This window comes from Paenibacillus doosanensis (assembly GCF_025060755.1).
GTDB classification, from domain to species: Bacteria; Bacillota; Bacilli; order Paenibacillales; family NBRC-103111; genus Paenibacillus_S; species Paenibacillus_S doosanensis.
Map to the genome: position 1 here is coordinate 61,305 of NZ_JANYUY010000025.1, position 21,345 is coordinate 82,649.

General features: G+C 54.7%; 13 protein-coding genes. 8 read left to right on the forward strand and 5 right to left on the reverse strand.

The features are described 5' to 3' along the window. Positions 1–2 precede the first annotated feature (2 nt). From N0M98_RS18445 to N0M98_RS18455, 3 genes are all read left to right on the forward strand, one after another. Positions 3–581: a TetR/AcrR family transcriptional regulator gene (locus tag N0M98_RS18445; protein ID WP_259618779.1), complete on the forward strand. Its 579-nt coding sequence runs from the start codon at positions 3–5 to the stop codon at positions 579–581. A gap of 199 nt (positions 582–780) precedes the next feature. Beyond that, complete coding sequence (locus tag N0M98_RS18450) at positions 781–3,969, forward strand: bifunctional cytochrome P450/NADPH--P450 reductase (protein ID WP_259618780.1); 3,189 nt, start codon at positions 781–783, stop codon at positions 3,967–3,969. A gap of 420 nt (positions 3,970–4,389) precedes the next feature. After that, entirely contained in the window at positions 4,390–5,484 is a 1,095-nt protein-coding gene (locus N0M98_RS18455) for a M24 family metallopeptidase (protein WP_259618795.1), read from the forward strand. Positions 5,485–5,660: 176 nt separating this feature from the next. Here the strand turns inward: N0M98_RS18455 and N0M98_RS18460 are convergent, their stop codons facing one another. Further along, on the reverse strand, positions 5,661–6,320 hold the full coding sequence (locus tag N0M98_RS18460; RefSeq protein WP_259618781.1) for an SGNH/GDSL hydrolase family protein: 660 nt from the start codon (positions 6,318–6,320) through the stop codon (positions 5,661–5,663). A 206-nt stretch (positions 6,321–6,526) separates the two neighbouring features. Between N0M98_RS18460 and nagZ the strand changes: the two genes are divergently transcribed. Beyond that, positions 6,527–7,816, forward strand: coding sequence for a beta-N-acetylhexosaminidase (gene nagZ / locus N0M98_RS18465; protein ID WP_259618782.1), 1,290 nt, complete (start codon positions 6,527–6,529; stop codon positions 7,814–7,816). Positions 7,817–7,906: 90 nt separating this feature from the next. On the opposite strand, the gene N0M98_RS18470 is transcribed toward nagZ, so the two are convergent. Both N0M98_RS18470 and N0M98_RS18475 read right to left on the reverse strand, forming a co-directional pair. Then, positions 7,907–12,841 carry a pectinesterase family protein gene (locus N0M98_RS18470; protein ID WP_259618783.1) on the reverse strand — a complete coding sequence of 1,645 codons (4,935 nt, stop codon included), beginning with the start codon at positions 12,839–12,841 and terminating at the stop codon, positions 7,907–7,909. A gap of 86 nt (positions 12,842–12,927) precedes the next feature. Next, positions 12,928–15,399, reverse strand: coding sequence for a hypothetical protein (locus N0M98_RS18475; protein WP_259618784.1), 2,472 nt, complete (start codon positions 15,397–15,399; stop codon positions 12,928–12,930). A 626-nt stretch (positions 15,400–16,025) separates the two neighbouring features. On the opposite strand from N0M98_RS18475, the gene N0M98_RS18480 reads away from it, so the two are divergent. Next, on the forward strand, positions 16,026–16,559 hold the full coding sequence (locus N0M98_RS18480) for a hypothetical protein (RefSeq protein WP_259618785.1): 534 nt from the start codon (positions 16,026–16,028) through the stop codon (positions 16,557–16,559). Between the two features lie 356 nt (positions 16,560–16,915). Here N0M98_RS18480 and N0M98_RS18485 read toward each other — a convergent pair whose 3' ends face one another. Both N0M98_RS18485 and blaOXA read right to left on the reverse strand, forming a co-directional pair. Next, positions 16,916–18,103 carry an epoxide hydrolase family protein gene (locus N0M98_RS18485; RefSeq protein WP_259618786.1) on the reverse strand — a complete coding sequence of 396 codons (1,188 nt, stop codon included), beginning with the start codon at positions 18,101–18,103 and terminating at the stop codon, positions 16,916–16,918. Between the two features lie 86 nt (positions 18,104–18,189). Beyond that, positions 18,190–18,999 carry a class D beta-lactamase gene (gene blaOXA, locus N0M98_RS18490; RefSeq protein ID WP_259618787.1) on the reverse strand — a complete coding sequence of 270 codons (810 nt, stop codon included), beginning with the start codon at positions 18,997–18,999 and terminating at the stop codon, positions 18,190–18,192. Positions 19,000–19,183: 184 nt separating this feature from the next. On the opposite strand from blaOXA, the gene N0M98_RS18495 reads away from it, so the two are divergent. From N0M98_RS18495 to N0M98_RS18505, 3 genes are all read left to right on the forward strand, one after another. Further along, positions 19,184–20,572 carry an aminotransferase-like domain-containing protein gene (locus N0M98_RS18495; protein ID WP_259618788.1) on the forward strand — a complete coding sequence of 463 codons (1,389 nt, stop codon included), beginning with the start codon at positions 19,184–19,186 and terminating at the stop codon, positions 20,570–20,572. A 196-nt stretch (positions 20,573–20,768) separates the two neighbouring features. Next, a complete protein-coding gene (locus N0M98_RS18500) occupies positions 20,769–20,990 on the forward strand; it encodes a DinB family protein (RefSeq protein ID WP_249865471.1) in 222 nt (73 codons plus the stop codon). A 48-nt stretch (positions 20,991–21,038) separates the two neighbouring features. Then, positions 21,039–21,299: an SRPBCC family protein gene (locus N0M98_RS18505; RefSeq protein WP_249865470.1), complete on the forward strand. Its 261-nt coding sequence runs from the start codon at positions 21,039–21,041 to the stop codon at positions 21,297–21,299. The last annotated feature ends 46 nt before the right edge of the window (positions 21,300–21,345 follow it).

Consider the following 21,345-nt stretch of genomic DNA (forward strand, 5'->3'; position numbering starts at 1 on the left):
ACTTGGAAGCGACGATAAGCAAGCGGGATAAGATCACCGAGGCGGCGCTCGTCTTATTCGCCGAACGGGGGTACGACGGAACGACCGTGCCGATGATCGCCGATAAGGCGGAAGTCGGAGCGGGGACGATCTACCGCTATTTCGAGAGCAAAGAAGTGCTGGTTAACGTGCTGTTCCAAGAAGGCGTCGCGCGGCTGCACGAATCGGTAATGCGCGGCTACCCGTCTTCGGGAACGATCCGCGAGCAGTTCCGGCATATATTTTACGGCATGGTCGGCTTTGCCAAGGAGCATATTCACGAGCTGTACTTCATCGAGACTCACAGCAATGCCCGTTATTTGGACGATCTCAGCCGCGACCGATTCCAGCAGCTGCTCGATTTTCTTCACTCCTATGCCGACGGCGGCAAGGAGCAGGGTTGGATTCGCCCGCTGCCTGCGGACGCGCTGATCGGAATTGTGTTCGGCGCCTTTACGAAAATATTCACGCTGATCCGGGCCGGCAAGCTGGCGGAAACGCCCGAGCTGCTCGCGCAGATTGAAGAAAGCTGCTGGGATGCGGTACGGATTCATCATCCGTAATTGGGCCCGCGCCTTTTAATAAAGACGGTTTTAGCGGATTTGGAACGAGAATGCGCTCTGCCCGTCTTTTTATCCCGAACGGAATGAATATTCATTCCTGTGGTGAAAGCTGCATAGTAATCATTTCTTTAGGAAAACTAACAGGATATTGGAAGTATAACGGAATGAAACCGACTATTACAGGAAAGGATGAAGCACCATGTCATCATCTGTTCATATCCCGCAGCCCAAAACCTTCGGCCCGCTGGGCAATCTGCCTCAGCTCAATTTGGAGGAGCCCGTGCAGTCGATGGTCAAACTTTCTAATGAGTACGGCCCTATTTTTCGTATGGATTTGCCGGGCAGATCGGAAATTTTCATTTCGAGCTATGAGCTGGTGGAGGATGCTTGCGACGAATCGCGTTTCGATAAAAGAGTGTGGGCGCCTCTTAGAAAGGTGCGCGCTTTTGCCGGAGACGGTCTGTTCACCAGCGAAACGGAGGAGCCGAACTGGCGAAAGGCGCATAACATTTTGCTGCCGAGCTTCAGCCAGCGCGCGATGCAGGGTTACCATAACATGATGGTCGATCTGGCGCTGCAGCTGATTCAGAAGTGGGGGCGGCTGAATCCCGACGAAAGCGTCAACGTACCGGAGGACATGACCCGGCTGACGCTCGATACGATCGGTTTATGCGGATTTAATTACCGCTTTAACAGCTTTTACCGCGACCAGCCGCATCCGTTTATCACCAGCATGGTGCGCGCGCTGAACGAGGCGATGAACCAGCTGCAGCGGCTCGGGCTGCAGGATAAGCTGATGGTCATTACGAAGCGGCAGTATAAGCACGATATTCAGGCGATGTTCTCACTGGTGGACAAAATGATTGCCGAGCGCAAGGCGCACGGATTGCAGGGCGGCGAGGATTTGCTGGCCCATATGCTGAGCGGCAAAGACCCGGATACGGGCGAAGCGCTGGATGACGAAAATATCCGTTACCAGATCATCACCTTCCTGATCGCCGGGCACGAAACGACAAGCGGACTGCTGTCCTTCGCGATTTATTATTTGCTGAAAAATCCGGAGAAGCTGAGCAAAGCCTACGAAGAGGTGGACCGGGTGCTGACGGACCCGATTCCGAGCTATACGCAGGTGCGCGAGCTGAAGTATATCCGGATGATATTGAACGAAGCGCTGCGCCTGTGGCCAACCGCTCCGGCGTTCTCCCTCTATGCGAAGGAGGACACGATGCTGGCGGGCAAATACCCGCTGAAAAAAGGCGACAGCGTCAACGTCCTTATACCGAAGCTTCACCGCGATACGGATGTATGGGGGGACAATGTCGAGGAGTTTGTACCGGAACGGTTCGAGGACCCGAGTCAAATTCCGTATCACGCGTACAAACCGTTCGGCAACGGCCAGCGCGCCTGCATCGGGCAGCAATTCGCCCTGCAGGAGGCGACGCTCGTGCTCGGCATGGTGCTGAAGCATTTTGAAATCATCGATCATACCAACTATCAGCTGAAGGTTAAAGAAACGCTGACCTTGAAGCCGGACGATTTCACGATGCGCGTCCGCTCTCGCGGCGCGCATGCCGGATTTGCCTTCGCGGCGCCCGGGGCAGAGCCCGCCGCGGGAAGCAAGCAGCAAGCGGTAGAGACTGCGTCTGCTCAAGTTGAAGCGCATCATACGCCGCTTCTGGTGCTCTACGGCTCCAACCTCGGCACGGCCGAAGGCATCGCCAGAGAGCTGGCCGACACCGCCCGTTACCAAGGCTTCGTAAGCGAGGTCGCGCCGCTGAACGACCGTGTCGGCAAGCTGCCGAAGGAAGGGGCCGTCTTCATCATATCGGCCTCCTACAACGGCAAGCCGCCGAGCAATGCGCGCGAATTCGTGCAATGGCTCGAAGGCGTGGAACCCGGCGAGCTGGAAGGCGTTCGCTATGCGGTATTCGGCTGCGGCGACCATAACTGGGCCGGTACCTACCAGCAGGTGCCGCGGCTGATCGACGAGCAGCTCGCCGCCAAGGGCGCAACTAGGCTGGCCGTACGCGGGGAAGCGGACGCCAGCGGCGATTTCGAGAAGCAAATCGAGGAATGGGGCGACCTTCTGTGGCCGGATGTGCTTCAAGCGTTCGGCTTGAAAATCGGCGGGCAGGCGCAGAAGCAGGAGCGCAGCACGCTCAGCGTGCAGTTCGTCAGCGGCCTTGTCGGCACGCCGCTCGCCGACAGCTACGAGGCGCAGCTGGCGACGGTCGTCGCAAACCGCGAGCTGCAGCAGCCGGGCAGCGGACGCAGCACGCGCCATCTGGAGATTCGGCTTCCGGAAGGCGTTGCCTATCAGGAAGGGGATCATCTCGGCGTCATTCCGGAGAATGCTCCGGAGCTCGTCGATCGCGTCCTGCGCCGATTCGGGCTGCATGCCAGCGATCATATCATTATCAGCGCGAGCGGGCGCAGCGCCGCCCATCTGCCGCTCGACCGGCCGATCAGCGTGCAAGATTTGCTCGGCCACAGCGTGGAGCTGCAGGAAGCGGCCACCCGGGCGCAGCTGCGGGAGCTGGCCGCCTTCACGGTCTGCCCCCCGCATAAGAAAGAACTGGAGGCACTCCTTCAGGAGGACGCCTATAAGGAAGAGGTGCTCGGCAAGCGGCTGACGATGCTCGAGCTGCTGGAGCAGTATCCGGCATGCGAGCTGCCGTTCGAGCGGTTCATCGAGCTTTTGCCGCCGCTGAAGCCGCGGTACTACTCGATTTCCAGCTCGCCCAAGGCCGGCGCGGATACGGCCAGCATTACCGTCGGCGTCGTGCGAGGCCCGGCCAAGAGCGGAAGAGGCGAATATCGCGGCGTAGCGTCGAATTACTTGGCAGGCCGCCGCGAGCAAGACGCCGTCGTGCTGTTCGTCCGCACCCCGGAATCGGGCTTCCAGCTGCCGCAGCAGACGGAAACGCCGATCGTTATGGTCGGACCGGGCACCGGCGTGGCGCCGTTCCGCGGTTTCCTGCAAGCGCGGAGGGCGCTGCGGCAGGAGGGACATACTCTCGGAGAGGCGCGTCTCTACTTCGGCTGCCGCCATCCGGAGCAGGATTACTTGTACCGCGAGGAGCTGGAGCAATATGAACGCGACGGGCTGGTGAAGCTGCATACCGCGTTCTCCCGCATGGAAGGGCATGCGAAAACTTATGTGCAGGATATGCTGAAGCGGGACGGCGCCGAAATCGTCGGCTTGCTCGACCGGGGCGCCATATTGTACGTATGCGGAGACGGCAGCCGGATGGCGCCGGGGGTCGAAGCGGCATTGCGCGAAGCGTACCGCGAAGTTCACGGCGCGGCGGAGGAAACCGCGGCAAGCTGGCTGGACGGTCTGCAGACCGAGGGCCGGTATGTAAAGGATGTGTGGGCCGGGCTATAACAGCCGGTAAGCTCCTTCTGTATTGCCGTAAGCGGGCGGGACCGGCGGACCGGCAGCTTCCGTACGCTGGCTTGCCCTCGGAGGCGGCTGTAACGGCCCGGCTTATGCTGAATATAAGGATCGTCCGGTCTTCACGACCGGACGGTCCTTTTGCCATGCAAAGCTTTTAACGTTAAACGTCATACTTCTGAAAGCTCGATGAACCAGAACGAGGCTTGCGGAGACCGCCTGTATAAGCGGGAGCGTTCGCCTTCGGCATGACGAGCCCCGGAGGAAAACGGGGGCCGCACGAGGGCGATGCGACGGAGGGACGCACTCGTTAACGGTCGCGCCCGGATGAGACCCGGGCGTTGTTTATGGTACAATTTAATTGGAGAACTATCCCAACGAAAATTACGGGCAAAGGCAGGGATCGATTTGATGAAGGAACGCATCGGGAAGCTGTATACACTTATGCAAGAGGAATCGCTTGATGTTATTTTCATAACGCTGCCCAAGCTGGTTTACTATTTTACAGGATTTTACACCGACCCGCACGAGCGGTTTATGGCCCTTGTCTGTCCTAGCGGAGAGGAGCCGTTTCTGATGGTTCCGATCCTTGATTACGAGAAGGCGGCGCGGGCTTCGAGCGTTCAGCGCATCATCTCTCACGAGGATACGGATAACCCCTATGAAGTGCTGCGGCGTCATGCATCCGGCAAGACGATGAACCGGATCGGGATTCAAGCGGAGCATCTGAATGTCAGACGCTATCGCGGGCTGATGGAAGCGACGGGCGCGCGGCAGGCGGTGGAGCTCGACGACGCCATTGCGGGCTTCCGCGTGCTGAAGAGCGAGCCGGAAATCGCCGCGATCGAGCGGGCGATCGGTTGTATTGAGGAAGCGGTCAAGGAGACGGTCGCGCTCGTGAAGCCGGGAGTTACGGAAATCGAGCTTGTAGCGGAGCTGGAATACCGGATGAAGCGCTTGGGAGCGCAAGGGCCGTCCTTCGATACGATGGTGCTGACGGGAGAGAAGACGGGACTGCCGCACGGCGCTCCGGGGACCGACCCGGTGAAGGAAGGACAGCTGCTGCTGATCGACGCCGGCGTCTTCGTAGACGGCTATGCTTCGGATTTGACGCGAACGTTCGCGGTAGGGGATGTCGGAGAGCGCTGCAGAGAAATTTACGATATTGTGCTGAAAGCTAACGAGCACATGATTCAGGCCGTACGGCCGGGCGTTACGTTCGGCAGCCTCGACCGGGCCGCGCGCAGCGTCATTGAAGCGCATGGCTACGGGGAATATTTCATTACCCGCGCCGGGCACGGCTTCGGTCTGGAAATTCACGAGTATCCGTCGATCCACGGCAACAATCCGGATGTGCTGCGGGAAGGCATGGTGTTTACGGCCGAACCGGGCATCTATATTACGGGACTTGGCGGCGTACGGATCGAGGACAATGTGCTCGTCACACAGGATGGAGTTCGCGTGCTTACTTCTTATCCCAAGGAATTGACGGTCATCGGCGTTTAGTCCGCTTGTTTGCGGAGGGCTGCCGCGGCGCGGCTTCCGAAACGGATACGGAGCTTGTCTTTCGGGATGAAACGAGAAAAAAGGCCGGCGCTGTATAGCGGCGGCCCGAGGTTCATTCCTTGGAAGAGGCTGGCATAAGCCAATCGTCCATCGTCCTGATCGGAACCGTATGCTGCTTAGTTGTCTCCGTTCCAGGAAAAACCGATGGCGTTAAGGAAGGCTCTTGCCAAGGTCATATGCCCGGTCATATTCGGATGGACGCGATCCCAGGCCAGAGTAGCCGGATAAATATGCTTTAACACCGGCTCGAACGCTTTTTGCGTGTCGATGAAAATCGCGCCGGTTTCCTCGGCGATCTTCTTGACAACGGCACCGTATTGATCCATCGCCGCGCGCATGCCGTCCGCTTCGTTCGGCTCAATATAGTAAGGAGTGAGCAGGATAAGACCTTTCAGCGAAGGCTTGGTGCGCTCTACCAGCTCGCGGAGCGTCTGCTCGTATTCATCTATGTAAACGTGTTTCTCGCCGATTTGCGGCAGATCGTACTGACGCCATACGTCGTTGATGCCGATCATGATCGACAGCCAATCCGGCTTCAAGTCGACCACGTCGGTTTGCCATCTTTCCTTCAGGTTGCGCACGGTATTGCCGCTGATGCCCATATTGGTGACGCGGATGCCGAGCTGCGGATATACCGACTGCAGAAATGCGTCGACCAAGGCGACGTAACCGCTGCCAAGAGCGTCGTTACGCCCTTCGCCTTCGGGTTTTTTGCGGCCGCAATCGGTGATGGAATCGCCGATCATGACCAGCCGGTCTTTTTTTTGCAATAGCATGGTTGAATTCATCCTCTCTCATAATTAGGTAGCGTTATTCCATGTACTATTCTCGCCGGCGGGATGATTTTCCTTCCGGCAAGTGATTTTAGCTTTAAATTGGCCGCCCGTCCCCGGGTGAGATTTTCGCGCCGAATAAGGGATAAATTGGCATCGTTCAAGTCAAACTAGATAAGATGAACATGGAGGAAGGAGCTGGTGATGAAATGACCTCAAAATGGATGCGTGCAGCGCTTGGTTCGGTGATCGTTTGCGCTGTGATAACGGCGGGGGGATGCTCCGCGCCGAGCCGTCAGGAAGCGGCGCCGACGCCGGAGGCGGTTACAACGCCGAGTCCTTCCCCTGCGCCGACGCCGACACCGGACCCTGTACACGCCGTTACGGACCGGATGACTACGGAGGAGAAGCTGGGCCAGATGATGCTGTTCGGCGTGCAAGGCACCGCGCTCGACGCGCAAACTCGCAAGCATATTACGGATGACCATGTAGGCGGATTTATTTTTTATAGCGATAATATTAAGGATACTCATCAAGCCTGGAGCTTGATCAGCGATATGAGGCAGGCGAACGCGGCGGGAGGAAAGCTGCCGCTGCTGCTTAGTGCGGATCAGGAGGGCGGAAGGGTAGCGCGGCTGCCCAAGGAGCTGCCTGCTTTCCCGACCAGTCTGGCAGTTGGGAAGACGGAGGACCCGGACTATGCCTTCCGCATAGGCGGCATGCTGGGCAAGGCGCTGAAAGCGTACGGCTTGAACGTCGACTTCGCCCCCGTGCTCGATGTAAACAGCAATCCGAATAATCCGGTGATCGGCGATCGTTCCTTTGGCAATTCGGCCGATACGGTCAGCACAATGGGCATTCAGGAAATGAAAGGGCTGCAGGGGCAAGGCGTCATTTCCGTCGTGAAGCATTTTCCGGGGCATGGCGATACGTCGGTCGATTCCCATAAAGATCTTCCCGTCGTGAACCACGATATAAACCGGCTGCGCAGCCTGGAGTTCGTTCCTTTCGCCGAAGCGATCCGTCAAGGGGCTGACGCGGTGATGGTAGCCCATCTGCTTGTCACCAAGCTCGATCCGGATGTGCCCTCGTCGTTATCCCGCGTAATTATTCAAGATTATTTGCGCGGGGAGCTCGGCTTCCAAGGCGTCGTGATTACCGACGATCTGACGATGGAGGCGATCACGAAGACGATGCCTATCGGTACGGCTGCAGTGAAAGCGGTGCAAGCGGGGGCGGACATCGTTCTGGTCGGCCATGATCCGGCGCAGCAGCAAGCGGTATTGGACGCGCTCAAGAAGGCCGCGGAGGACGGGACTCTCTCCAAGGAAGCGATCGACGCGAGCGCGGCCCGCATTGTCAAGCTTAAGCAGAAGGCGAAGCTGCCGGCCGACAGCGATAGCTTGCCGGAGCCGGATACGGGGAAGCTGGCTGCGGATATTCGTTCGGTAGTGAACTCCGCCAGCACCCGGACCGGAAATAGCGGTTCGGCCAAATAAAAGAGCTCCCCCATCGCGTGAACCGGATGGGGGAGCTTTCTATTTCAATATCGGTGAAAGTATCGATTGGAGCACGAATGGCAGCCCGGGTTAAGGCACGGTAATGACATTGGACACGATCTGCCGCGCTGCGGGATCGTCCCATACAAAGGCCTGCAGGTTATATCCGGTATCCGTCTTTTCAGGCAGGCTTACTACGGCTTTGGCTTGAACGCTTGCCCCTGCCGGCACGGTTTGCTGCAATAAGGCGTAACGCACCATACGATTTTGCGAATCCAGGACAGCTATGACTATCGTACCGCCCTGTTCAACCCCGGAGTTGCTGGATATTTGCACTTCTGCGACGATATCGCGCAACCCGCTCAAGCTGTACGTCAGATTCCCGTTAAGGTCGGTTAACGTCAGCCTTTGAATCGTAAACTTGCCCGCTCCCCAATCTTTGTTGTATTTCACGCGGAACGTATTCGAGCCGGAGTTGCCGTATTCATCCGTTCCCGATAGGACGATCTCGTTGATTCCTTCCTGGAGCATCAGGGAAATCAGCAGCGGGGTTCCGGCATGCGCGGCGACATTCTGCATAATCACGCTGCCGTTCAGCCGGACGGAGGCCGTCGCATCTCTATTCACGTTCACGGTGAAAGTGAGTTCCTGATTGGACACTTGTCCGGGCAGTTCCGTTTCCGGCTTAAATACGACGGCCGACTTGTTGTAAGTGACCTGAATCGTTTTGGCGGAGACGACGCTGCCGGGCTCGTCTCCCAGGACCGATACGGTAATGGTGTTAACTCCTTCTTTCAAGGCAAGGTCGTAAGAGAATTGCGCCCCAGCGTCATAATGATCGGAGCTGACGACAGTTTCTCCGTTTCGAGCAATACTGACGCTTGCGCCGTCAATAACCGTGCCCGCGACGGTATATTCGGGAATGTCGGCGGTTTCCTCCGCCGGGTTCTGCAAAGTAAACTGGGCCGATCGGTTCAATTGAACCCCGGTGAACGTTGCCGAGGTCAAATAGTTGGAATTGCTCGTCGCCTTGGGGGCGTCGACCGCCATGCCGACATAGACGGTGGCCGGGAAGGTCAGCGTGCTGGAGTCAACCAAGCCCCAGTTGATCTGATCGGTCGAAACATAACCGGCGATCGTATTGTCCGTTCGCGTAAGCTTAAGCCAGAACGGAGCCTTCAAGATGCTCGAAGTGGCCGACTTGGAGACGTAGCTTTGGCCTTCGGCGGTGCGGCTCATGAACAGCCCCATCCGCCCCGATTCGGCATGGTCGCTGACGTCCGGCGTAAGCATGATAGCGGCTCCCGGAGCGTTCGGCGCCAAACTGTCGCGAACCATCAGCCCGGCTTTGGCCGGATCGTCGATTTCCGAATTAAAATTGACATAGGCCATCATCTCGAAATTTCCCTGTACCGGCTGGTACACGTAATGGAACGAATCGGAGCGGCCGCTGATCGCTCCCGAGCCTTTAACCGTGAAGGTCGGCTCTTCCAGACTGGCGCTCCCCGGTATGGCGACCTGTCCGATATCCTGCTGGGCCCACGGGGCGATATCGCCTGCTCCGTCGACGTAAATGATCGTAACGGAGGATAGCGTCATCCGGCCGGTATTGTCGATCGCTTTGGAATAAATGTAATGCTCGCCGAGCGGGGCGTCCTTCCATTCCAGAGCGTACGGAGCGGTATTGTCCTGACCGATCTCCTGATCGCCGGTATAGAATACGACCTTGGCAATGCCGCTCTCCGCTCGCGCATCGGCTTGGATGACAATCGGTTGTCCGGCGGTATACGCTTGGTGCATTTGGATTCCCGTCGTTTTTACTTCAGGATTGGGGGTGACGGGCACAACCAGCGAATTGATGTAATTTTCAAGATTCGTATAGCCGTTACTCGCCGTCAACGCGCCGTCGGAGCTATCGTTCGGATTGAGTCCCTGCTGCAGCTCCCAATCATCCGGCATTCCGTCGTGGTCGCTATCCGCAGGAGCGGGAGCCGAATTCAGTTCAGGCAATCCGCCGTCGCTTTGAATGGTATTGATGATTCGTCCCGTCCCGTCCTTCACATCTTGGATTACCTTAGCGTCCAGCGAATCTCGTTTGGGCAGCGATGCTCCCGCGGATTCAAGCACTTTGGCGTAGGCGTCCTGCGCGGTATCCGTAGCAACGGGACCGCCAATCGGGTCCATTTCGTTAGGAATCAGAAACGGCTTATATTTACGGACAAGCGGGCCGTCCGGCTTGATCGCCTTCCACTTCCCGTCGCTGCCGGTCACCCAGTTATCTTGAGAAACATCGGGCGCCCCTTCCATATAGTTGCCGTCGATATACCAGGAACCGCTGTTGGCTTCCCCGGAAGGAGCGACAATCCGGTTCTTCACGCCGTCGAACGTGCTTGGCCCCGGCTTGTAGTAGTTGTTGATCATGTTGATGCCGATCGCCTGCTCGCCGCCGTAGGCGGAGTTGCCTCCCCAGTTGTACACGACGTTGTTTCGGTAATCGATTGTAGTAGGATAATTATCCGGATCGGTCTGCCGGTCGAATCGCGGATTCCGGCTGTTATGGTTCGCCAGCAGGTTATGATGGTAGGTCGCATTCGTGCCGCCCCAAATGCCGCCGTAACCGTGCGCTCCTTTGCCGTGAATCGACAGGTTGAGGCTGTCGCTGATAATGCTCCATTGTACGGTGAAGTTTTTGCGGTTTTTGATGGTGAACGTTTCGTCCGAGCTCCAGCTGAAGGAGCAATGATCGACGATAATATTGTTGCCGGTAATGTCCGCGGCGTCGCTGAGCACATTGATGCCGTCTCTAAACCGGATATACCGGATAATCAGATCGGTGCCGACATCGTTATTGCCGAATTTGACCATATAGCCGCTTACGGCAATACCGTCTCCGGGAGCGGTTTGCCCCGCAATCGTCAAATTGCCTGAAGTAATGTCGAGCTCGCGCTTGAGATGGATCGTTCCGGACGTACGGAAAACGACGATGCGGTTTCCGCGGCTCACGGCATCGCGCAAGGAACCGGGAATCGGAGCCTCTCCGATTGCGGTGTCGTAATCTTCCAGCGTCGTTACCTCGTAGACATCGCCGCCGCGGCCTCCCTTGGCGTACATAGCGGCTCCTTCGGCTCCCGGGAAGGCGGGAACGCGGGCTTCCGCCGAAGGATCGATCGTAACGGCGATCGACTGGACGGCGCTTGCATTGCCGGATTTGTCCACATAGCGGAATTCAATCCGATTTTCCCCGGGCGACGCGACTTCGAATTCCGCCGCGTATGCGGTCCAGTCTCCTCCGTTAATCCGGTACTGCACCCGGTCCGCTTCCGGCAGCTCCTCATTTTGCTCCAAATAGATCATCACGGGCTTCGTATACGAGCCGTTTAATCCGTCCGGCAAGGAAGGCGCCACCTGCGCCCTAAGTTCGGGAAACATCTCCGGAACGATAAGGGAGCGGGTCGGGTCCCAGCCGTCGAATATCCGCGGAATCGTCAGCTCGCTTGCTTCCTCCGCAGTCATCTGCGTTCCCATGACGCGCGTGCCGGGGCTTGCTCCCGGTCCGGTGCTGTTATATTCGGCAAACAAATAAGGAGGGACCTGCATCGTTGTCCAGCCCGCTGGATCGATATGATCATCCATGTACGTGTTAATGAACCGGATGATCGGGTTGTCCTGCCACGGCCTGCCGAGATAATGCTTTCCCTGCGTTGTACCGTTCTTTAAAAGGCGGGAATTTATGAAAACGAGCCCTGCATCCGTCTCATTCTTCGTCGCCGGGGCGGTGATTACGCCGCCGCTGTCGCCGCTGTTAATGCTGATGGCGTCAACATGATCGAATACCGCCGCGTTCGAGGGACCGTAGATGAAATCGGTTCTCCCCATAATCGTGCTGTTCCGGTAATATTGCCGCCCGAGACGGGGGCTTTCGCTGCGGATGCCCGCATACAGCGTATCCTGATAGCCGACGAGCTTCACATTGTCCATAACAGCCTGATCGGCTAGGACGGCTAAGGCAACGGCTTGTCCCTTTTCCGGCGCGGCGTTGTTCTCGATGCTCACGTTGGAGGCTGTAAAATGATCTCCGCTAACGAGCAGCGTCGCTTTTTGAATCGCTTGATTCGGAGCGTCCGCATTGGACTTGTTGCCTACAATTCTGGTATTATCCGAGCCTTCGCCGACCAGGCTGACGTAAGGCGCCGTAATTTGAACCGAATCGGCTTGGGTATACGTTCCTTTCTTTACATATAAGACGGTTCGGCTGTCCTGCTGCTGTGCATTGACGGCGGCAACCGCATCCGCGAGATTCGTAAAATCTCCGCTGCCGTCTTGAGCGACTGTAATGACTTTGGCAGGGGAGACGGCCAGTTCCTCTGCGGGCCGACTCTCTCCGTGTTCATTGACTGCCGCAACGGTATAGTAGTATGTTTTTCCGTTTTGTATGGAGGAAGAGTCTCCTTCCACTACGTTATCCGTGAAGCTAGGGGACGTAAGTCCGTCAACAGCTGTCACGTAGGGACCTTCGCTTGCTTCGGCCCTCTTCACAGTGTACAAGGCTGCGCCCGGAACGGCCGTCCACGTCAAATCGACGCTGCCGTAATGCGCCGTCGCCGCAAAATCGCGGGGCGCTTCCGGAACGCCTGCTAGAGGAGCGTAAGGCACCGCTTTGACTTGATCGGAAATCATACTTTCCGCAGCGGCGCGGCTTGCTGTAACGACGTAGTAGTATGTCTGTCCGTTTTCTGCGGTCAGATCGGTATATTCCGTTGAGCTTGGAATGCTTTGGATGAGCGCGTAAGGTCCTCCGTTTACCGTGCTCCGTTTAATTTGATAAGTATCTGCACCTACAACTGATTTCCAAGATAAGGAAACTCGGTTGTTTCCTGCTATGGCCGCCAGCTCGGCGGGACGCTCCACTACCGCCGCCGTCTGCGCCGCAGCGGCGGATGCCGAAGCAGCTTCGGCGTAGAGAGTCGCAGGCGTCAGATTCATGCTGATCATTAGGCAAAGCCCTAGCCGCAGGGCAATCTTCATAGGGTCAACCCTCCTTCAAGTTATGCAATCCCAAAATAACCCCAAGCGGGGCCTTGCTCCTAAGTCCGTTCAGGTACTTTGCGGGGTCACTCCGTCGATCCGCTGAGCTTAAGCGTATCGGACAGCGGCTTCATGCCGGTCATGCTGTCCCAAACGAAGGCTTTCACATAGCCGCTGAAGGAAGCGGGAACCGAGAATCCTGCATGCAGCGTCTTGGTCTCGCCCGGCGCAAGCTCCGTCTCCAAGCTGGAGTAGTCCAGCATCGTACGATTGTCGTCGTATAGGACGAACCACAAGGTCACATGTTTGACGGTTGCTGTCGTATTCGTGATTTGCTTGCGGGCGAGCATTTGGTCGGAGAAGCGATTATCGGAAACGGGGGCTCCGCTTAAGCCGAACGCCTGCGGCAGCCCGGCCCAAAATTCATACCGGATCATATAACTGACCGACGCTTCGTTGCCTGCCAAATCCACACTGGATACTTCAATGATATTGCTGCCTTCATCCAAGGTCAGCGGGTAGGCGAACGGACCGTAAACGGACTGCCCGACGGAGTCCGCAACGACTCGGCCGTTCAGCTTGACGGTCAAGGAAGCGGCTTTGCTTAAGGTTCCTTCCAGGTTGTAGACGGGTTCTCTAACAACCGAGGGCGGGGCAGGAATTTGCAGCTCCGGCGTGTCGCGGTCGTAATGAATAAGCGCCGTCGCTTGATCGGAGAAGGAGGAATGGCTGCGCGACGCTATGACTTCGACCAGATTTTCGCCCGGTGTCAATGTAAGATCCAGCTCATAGCGGTTGCCGGACAGCGGACTGTTATAGACCAGGCTTTTGTTATGATAGACCGCTAAGGTGACGCTGCCCACAGCATCGTACACGCTTTGATAGACCGAAGAGGATACGCTGGCTGCGTACACGTTATCGGTGACTGAGCCTGAGATCGTATAGTGAGCCGTATTCGTATACTCCTTTACCGGATCGATAGTTAGCCCGGTGGGAATGCGTTCGGCGAAGACGAAGTACCCGGCGTTCTTGCCGCTGTTATAATCGGCGTATCGGTTCAAGCCCATGACGGCCTCTTCGTTCGCGTCATACACTTTCTTGTAAATTTTGAACGTATAAGACAGGGCCGTATCCGAAAGCTTCACCGTATCTCCGGTATCCGACCAGCCTTGCTCGGGCTGAAGCCAGTCCGGAGGCGTCTCCCTTTGATCCATCGCCACATATACATTGGCTTTGTCGCGTACGGGGAACGTCGCAATTTGGCTGGTATCGCTGTACTTCATCGTATCCGCGTGCATTTTAATTCTGTCGACGGATTGATATTTAGCAGGCGCTGCATCGATTTTGAGAGGAGAGGTTCTGTCGGCGAACACTTCGTCGCCTTCCTTCAGTCCACTTTGCAGCGACCAGCGGTGTGCGGAATAGTTGTTGTAGGCCTCGATCGTTCCGATAATACTCGTGTCCGGGGTTTGGACCGGCGTGACGGCATAAGGCGTAGCTTCAAATTCGGTGATATCGCTTTCAATATCTACCTTGTTAAACTCGTCCCTTGTAATCGCAGTAATGCCGATATAATATTTCTTGCCGTTTGTAATTTTGACCGCTTTGTTCAAGTCGTAATCCCATTCATTGGAAGCCGAAGGAGACGCCAGAATGGGGATACTTTGTGGAGTCCCGGTGTAAGAAGAGGAGATGTACCAGGGGTCTTCTTCCTTTGCTTTAATTTTTACGGCGTATTTCGTCGCCGCGGTATCGGGATAAATCCAGACGGCTATGGATTGATTACGTCCAACCCAGTAGGCGATTTGCGGCGGCTCCGGCTTTTTGGGAGGGATGTGAGTTACCTTGACGCTGTGGACATACAGCTCGCCGTCGCCTGCGGGAGTCCCAATAACCAGCTTTTTGAAATTAAAAGCATCGGCTTCCGTCGAGGAAAACAAATTGGCTTTCTCCCGTGTGCGAATCAGGACGCCATCAAGCCAAAGGCTGAACCTTTTATTGACCGTATTTACTTCAAGCTTCATCGTATGCCATTGATCGACTTGGTAAGGAATCTTCAGATCCGTAGGAGCGGTATCGGTCCAATAGACGGCTCCTTTGTTCGGATCAAGTCCGCCGATGACGAGATACTTGCTGCTGGTGCCGATGCCGGAATTGTACAGCTGGAGCAGTTGATCTTGCTTTTTGCTGCCAGGCTGCAAAAACGTAATTTCGGCGGTAATGGTTCCTGTTCGGCTCTCGCCGAAAGTTTTGCTCAAGAGGAAGGGGGTTTTTCCCGCGTCTTTGACGGACATGTGCAGCGCTCTTTGTCCTGTCGCCGGTTCGGTCTCGATAACGGCAGTACCTTCGGCACCGGCCGGGAGCGAGCCGTAATCAAACCCCATTTGCGCGCCCGACGTACCTTCGGCAATAACGGAAAAATCCTTTTCCAGCATCGTCTCGATATCGTTCACGGAGGCTGCGGCGGCAGGGGCCGGATTCGGCAGCAGCAGGCCTCCGGCTGCTAACGGTTGAATCAATAAAGCAAAGCATAGCAGGCGATAAATAACAGATCGCAAATCTATACACCTCCGGTTTCAATAAACCATGTTTTTCGCTTGATGACGGCTAGAAATGAATCGATCGTCTTTCTAAACGGGCACCTCCTTTGGCAAGGGCATACGAAAAGTGTAATCGCTTTCACATTTTCAGGGGATTTCCCTCCTCCTTTTTGAAAAATAATAAAAACTAGGAACATCCCAACTTACTGTATTACAAAAAGCTTCTTTCCTAATAGGGGGAGGATTTCAAATACATGGGGGAAAACGATCATATTTACAAACTTCCTAAATATACAAAAAGAAACCCGTCGGCAACGGGCCGCGGGTCAAAGGTTTATATTTTAAAAAGGGGGTCATGTATTATTATAGCCCAGCTACATTAAAGCAAGATGAAAGCAATATTTCAATTATATTACAATGTTTTGCGGTAAAATGAGGGGGAATTCTGAAAGCGGAGAAACAAGAGCGTAATGAACAACAAGGGCGAGGCTGCCGACATAATCGACAGTCTCGTTCCGTTAAAGGCAGATTAACGTAACACTTTGCCCGGACGTTTCGTCTATTGTAAAGAATGGAGGGAGATGGGATAAATCGGTTATTGAGAAAGGCGGCTCGGCTAACTAATGAAACGGAGGAGGGAATTAATGGAATACATTAGGGATTACGCCATGTATGCATCCGTATTTGGCATGTTTAGTTTTGTCTGGTTCGGCTGGGCGCAAGAAGGCCCCAGGCCAAACTGGCGGTTATATATCGGGATTGCATCCGGTATTGCGCTTGCAGTCTGCTTAACGGGTGTCTATTTAAGCGTGACGAACTGGGAAGCGCCATCCGCTTTGTCGGAGGCGTCCGCCTTCCGGAATTATTTAATCTCGTTTTATGCAGAATTTGCTTTGGCCGGGGTCGGAGCCTTTGTACTGAGCAGATCGAAGCGCAAAGCTTATATCTCCCCCTGGATCGCTTTTATCGTCGGCATTCACTTTATTAGCTTGAAGAGCGTATTCGATGATCCCAGCTTATGGATTCTGGCAGCGCTTATGATTGCCGTCTCGATTGTTACCGTAATTATAGCTCCTAAGCTCCGAGTGGCGAATAGCGCGATTACGGGCATTGGCGCCGGCACGGTGCTATTCGGCTTCGCCCTGTTAGGTTTGATACGATTTATGGGGGCCATTTGAAGCTGGGAGAGCGTTTTCGCCACACTTAAGTATGGAGCGTAATTAAGTGCAACAAATGTGTATGGATGCAATGAACCGCAGCGATTACGCTAATATAGCCGGCAGGGGAGATTCGTTTTGAGCTGAGAAATGGAGAAACAACTCTCATCGTTCCAGAGGGCGTGACGGTTTTATCCTAACTAAATGATGCAGCTCGAGCAGGTGAACAAAAGCTTTGAGAGTGAGGCGATATTCATCTTCGCGGGTCTTGTTGCGAATGCTTTTTACGACTCCAACTGAGGCAGCCGATCAATCCTGATCGGCTGCCGTTTTGCTTACATAAAGATGGGATTCCGTCTTATCCCTTCATCGTATCTCTAAACCCGAAGTACGTTCAACCCGCGGAAGAAATTGCGGATATCGCCGATCATTAAATCAGGCGCATCGATCGCAGCGAAATGAGTGCCTCTGTCAAACTCGCTCCAATGAACGATACGGTTGCTTTGCTCGGCGTAGCGGCGGATCGCGACATCAGATGACTGAAATACCGCAACGCCGACAGGCGTATTCGATGGGGCTTTAGGTGCCCAGGCTGCCGGATCATGCGCTCCTTCATAATACATTCTGGCCGAGGAATTGGCCGTTCCGCTCAGCCAGTACAGCATCAGATTCGTTAAAAACCGGTCTCGGTCGACGGCTCCTACCGCATCTCCGAAGCCATAAAACAATTCGGAAGTCCAAGCGAGCAGACCGACCGGCGAGTCGTGAAGTCCGTAGGCCAACGTCTGCGGTCGCGTCGATTGAATCGCATTAAAACCGAACCGCTCCTTCATAAACTGGCCGAGACGACCCAACCGGATTTTTTCGGCATCCGAAAGCGAGCCCAATACTTCCTCTTCCATCTGGCCCATCGGTATGAATCCTAGCGTAGCGGCATTCACGTGCACACCGATAACTTGATCAGCCGCGAAGCGACCAAGCTCGGGCGCTATCATCGCTCCCATATCTCCTCCCTGCACGCCGTATCGCTCATAGCCCAGCCAGTTCATCAGCTCGGCGAAGGCTTGAGCCGCGCGGCCGGACGTCCATCCCGCCTCCTTCGTCGGCCCGGATAAGCCGAAGCCCGGGATCGAGGGAATGACCAGATGGAAAGCGTCACCCGCATCTCCGCCATAGGAGGCGGGATCTGTCAGCGGTCCGATCAGATCCAGGAACTCGACCGGGGAGCCCGGCCAACCGTGAATGAGCAGAAGCGGCGTCGCATTCGGTTCCGGCGATTGGATGTGGAAGAAATGAATGTTGGCACCGTCAATCGTCGTCATATATTGCGGGATCTCGTTCAGGCGTTGTTCTTGCTTGCGCCAGTCGAAGGACGCTGTCCAGTACTCGGTCATTTCTTTCACGAAATTCAGCGGAACGCCGTAATTCCAGCCCACTCCGGGGAGCTCGTCAGGCCAGCGGGTGAGCGCCAGACGGTTACTGAGATCGTCTAAAGCCTCTTGCGAGGTCTCGATTCGAAAAGGCCGGATATCCTTTGTCGCTGCGGAATATATTGGATTCATCATTTGAAGTTCCTCTCCTATGGATTGTTTCCTGACAACGGTTTGCCGGGGAAACTGAAGTTGTTGCAGCATGTTCGGCTTCTTGCCCGTTACTCTTTCACGATCTTCATTTTTTTCAGCGTATCCAGCGTCAATTGTTTGGCGGTTGAACCGCTGCCGGCTACATTCGTCGCGAAAACCCATATATCCTTATCCGTTTCAATATAACCGACATACCAGCCAAGCCCCATGTCCGACAGTCTAGTACCGGTTTTTCCATGAACCGTATACGCGTCCTGTTCGTTGTCGATCATAATCCGCTTGACCGTCTTCATCGTTTTTTTCTGAAAAGGGAGCTTCTCCTCAACCAGCTTTTCTATAAATTCCGCCTGTTCTTCGGCAGAGATCTTCAAGCTGCTGTCCAGCCAGAACGTATCGATTCCTCCCGATATGTCGCGGTTACCGTAGCCGATTCGATTTACGTAATCCTGCATCCGTTCTTGGCCGATATCGCGAGCCATTGCCTGGTAAAACCAAATCGCCGACTCCCTCATGGCCGAAGCGAGCGAATGATCCCGGTTCCAGCCCGGGAACTCTCTTACAATACCGTCCCATCTCTTGACTTCGTATTCGTCGGCCACTGCCTTTACTTCCAGCCCGATTAGCGCATTCGCCACTTTATAGCTGGATTCCGGGGTAAACCGTTCCTTACTTCTTTCAGGATTGTATTCATATACTTGATTGGTCTTCAGGTTCTTGAGGACCACTGTCCCTTGGGTGTTATGAAATATATCTTCCAGTTCAAGCTGATGAAAGCGCGACTTGGCATCGGCGCCCGGGGAGTAAGCAAATAAGCAAAGAACCATAGCGAATATAGCGATAAAAATCGATAGTCGGCTTGCCTTTTTCACCTGTAACACTCCTGAATCCCTCCTTAGTGCGTTCGTTTTTTTCGGGAATGGTTTCGATGGCCATCGAGAGGAACAATTTCCCAATATCAAAAGCGTTTTGATATTATTAGTCTAGTTATACGGGTGCGGCAAGTAAATCATGTTTTTTACGGTTTGTACCTGTACAGATTGGAAGAGAGGGAGGGGGACATCAATGATCTATGCCGAGGTTATGAAACATATTGAACGGCAAATCGATAGCGGCGAGTTAAAGCCGGGGAAGAGGCTGCCGTCCATCAGGTCTCTGGCCAAGCGGTTCGAGTGCAGTGTCAATACGATCATCAAAGCTTATTCCGAATTGGAAAAGAAGCATATCATCTATTCCGTCTCCAAGAGCGGCTACTATGTGGTGGAGCGGGTTCCCTCCGGCTACTTAGGTTCAACGGACGCGGGAATCATCGACTTTCTGTCGGCCGGACCGGATAAGAAGGCAATGCCTTACCGGGACTATCAGCACTGTATTAATCAAGCCATTGAAGTATATAAAGAGGAGATGTTTACGTATTCGGAGATTCAGGGGCTGTATTCGTTAAGGGAGGAGCTGGCTCGTCATCTGCGGGAGCTGCAGGTGTTTACGGTGCCGGATCGAATATGCGTAGTATCCGGGTCGCAGCAGGCTCTTCATCTATTCATCGCGCTTCCGTTTCCCAACGGCAAGAGGAATATTTGCGTCGAACAGCCCACGCATATGAGTATGGTCGAATCGATCAAATTTCAGCAGGCCACGGCATACGGGATTGAAATTACTTCTAATGGACTCGACATGGAGCGTCTGGAACATCTGTTCAAATGCAACGATATTAAATTTTTTTACACTGTGTCAAGGTTTCATAATCCGACAGGCTACAGCTATTCGAACATGGAAAAACGGAAAATGGTGGAGCTGGCGCAAAAATACGACGTTTATATCATCGAAGACGATTACCTGGGCGATCTGGACTCCGACACGCGTCAGGACCCGATGTTCGCTTATGATCCGTCAGGAAGAGTCATATATACCAAAAGCTTTTCCAAAGTGATGCTGCCCGGCTTAAGATTGGGACTGGCGGTGATTCCGGAGCCCATGCGAAACTCGTTTCTAAATGCCAAGTTCGCTTCGGATCTGCATTCGCCGGTTCTCACGCAAGGAGCACTGGAGATTTATTTGAAGAGCGGGATGTTTAAGGCTCATATTGAGCGGATGAGGTCGATCTACAGAAGGAAAGCGGCTTTATTGCAAAAGGCCTATCTAGAGACGCTGCCGCGCGACGTCGTATATTCGGGTTCGCTCTCGGGCTTCTATTCGACAATCCGGCTGCCGAGTCCGCTAAAGGCCAAGACGTTTATAGAGCATTTGAAGAAGGAAAACGTGCATGTGGCCGATGCCAAAAGTATGTATTTGCCCGAGCTTGAACAAGATTCGGTCATCCGCTTGAGCGTGTCGCAGGTGGAGGAGGAACGGATCGGCATTGGGGTTCAAAAAATAGCGCACGTTATGAAGGAACTGCTTAATACGGCGCCTCAACGATCCGGAAGATTCCGTCCAGCCCAGCCGGACAAGTGAGAATCAACGAGCGTATGAGCCGCTTTGGAAAAATTATCGGGATTAAAGTCGGACTGTTGTATATAGGACAGCATAACGGCGCCATTGCATAACATGCGCAATAGTTCCGCCAACTCGACCGGACGGGCAGCGCCTGCCCTCTCCGCTAATCGCTCAATGGCTATCCAGGTTTCCAATCCTTGGCGTTTAGATCCTGGTGATGATAACGGAGGAAGAGTGGCAGGCAACGGTTGCGAAATTGAAAAATGTACATACGCGCGTTCGCGAAAAGCTTATAACGATGGACGATCAAAAACTGCAGAAGGAATTGGATGGGATCACGATTTATCAATGGGTATCGGATCTTGCTCTTCACGACATTTATCATACCGGGCAAATCGTGTTCATCCGTAAATTACAAGGCTCATGGACCGTCTGACATCAACTTTGATTATCTATGAATCGGAACATTGGGAGGGGACAAACTATGGCAACTATCCATCGTGAACTTGAAATCGATTGCAGCCTTGATACAGCTTGGGCCCAGCTTCGGGACTTCGGAAATGCCGCAAGCTTGTTCGCCGGCGTCTTGGTGGATTGCCGGGAGACTGCGGGCATGCGAACGGTGACTTTCGACAACGGATACGTCGTTCAAGAGCGGCTTGTAAGTGTAGATGAAGAAACATGCCGCTTAGCCTATAGCGTAGCGGACGGCGGTTTCACCCATCACAGCGCGTCGAACCCTTAGTCGAGGCAGGATGTCTGGCAATCAAGCGATTCTTAGAATCTCTGTA

What these genes read in the sequence shown, in the direction of transcription:
- N0M98_RS18450 (WP_259618780.1), top strand. Translation starts at nt 781, where the DNA reads ATGTCATCATCTGTTCATATCCCGCAGCCCAAAACCTTCGGCCCGCTG.
- N0M98_RS18455 (WP_259618795.1), top strand. Translation starts at nt 4,390, where the DNA reads ATGAAGGAACGCATCGGGAAGCTGTATACACTTATGCAAGAGGAATCG.
- N0M98_RS18460 (WP_259618781.1), bottom strand. Translation starts at nt 6,320, where the DNA reads ATGCTATTGCAAAAAAAAGACCGGCTGGTCATGATCGGCGATTCCATC.
- nagZ (WP_259618782.1), top strand. Translation starts at nt 6,527, where the DNA reads ATGACCTCAAAATGGATGCGTGCAGCGCTTGGTTCGGTGATCGTTTGC.
- N0M98_RS18470 (WP_259618783.1), bottom strand. Translation starts at nt 12,841, where the DNA reads ATGAAGATTGCCCTGCGGCTAGGGCTTTGCCTAATGATCAGCATGAAT.
- N0M98_RS18480 (WP_259618785.1), top strand. Translation starts at nt 16,026, where the DNA reads ATGGAATACATTAGGGATTACGCCATGTATGCATCCGTATTTGGCATG.
- N0M98_RS18485 (WP_259618786.1), bottom strand. Translation starts at nt 18,103, where the DNA reads ATGATGAATCCAATATATTCCGCAGCGACAAAGGATATCCGGCCTTTT.
- N0M98_RS18495 (WP_259618788.1), top strand. Translation starts at nt 19,184, where the DNA reads ATGATCTATGCCGAGGTTATGAAACATATTGAACGGCAAATCGATAGC.
- N0M98_RS18505 (WP_249865470.1), top strand. Translation starts at nt 21,039, where the DNA reads ATGGCAACTATCCATCGTGAACTTGAAATCGATTGCAGCCTTGATACA.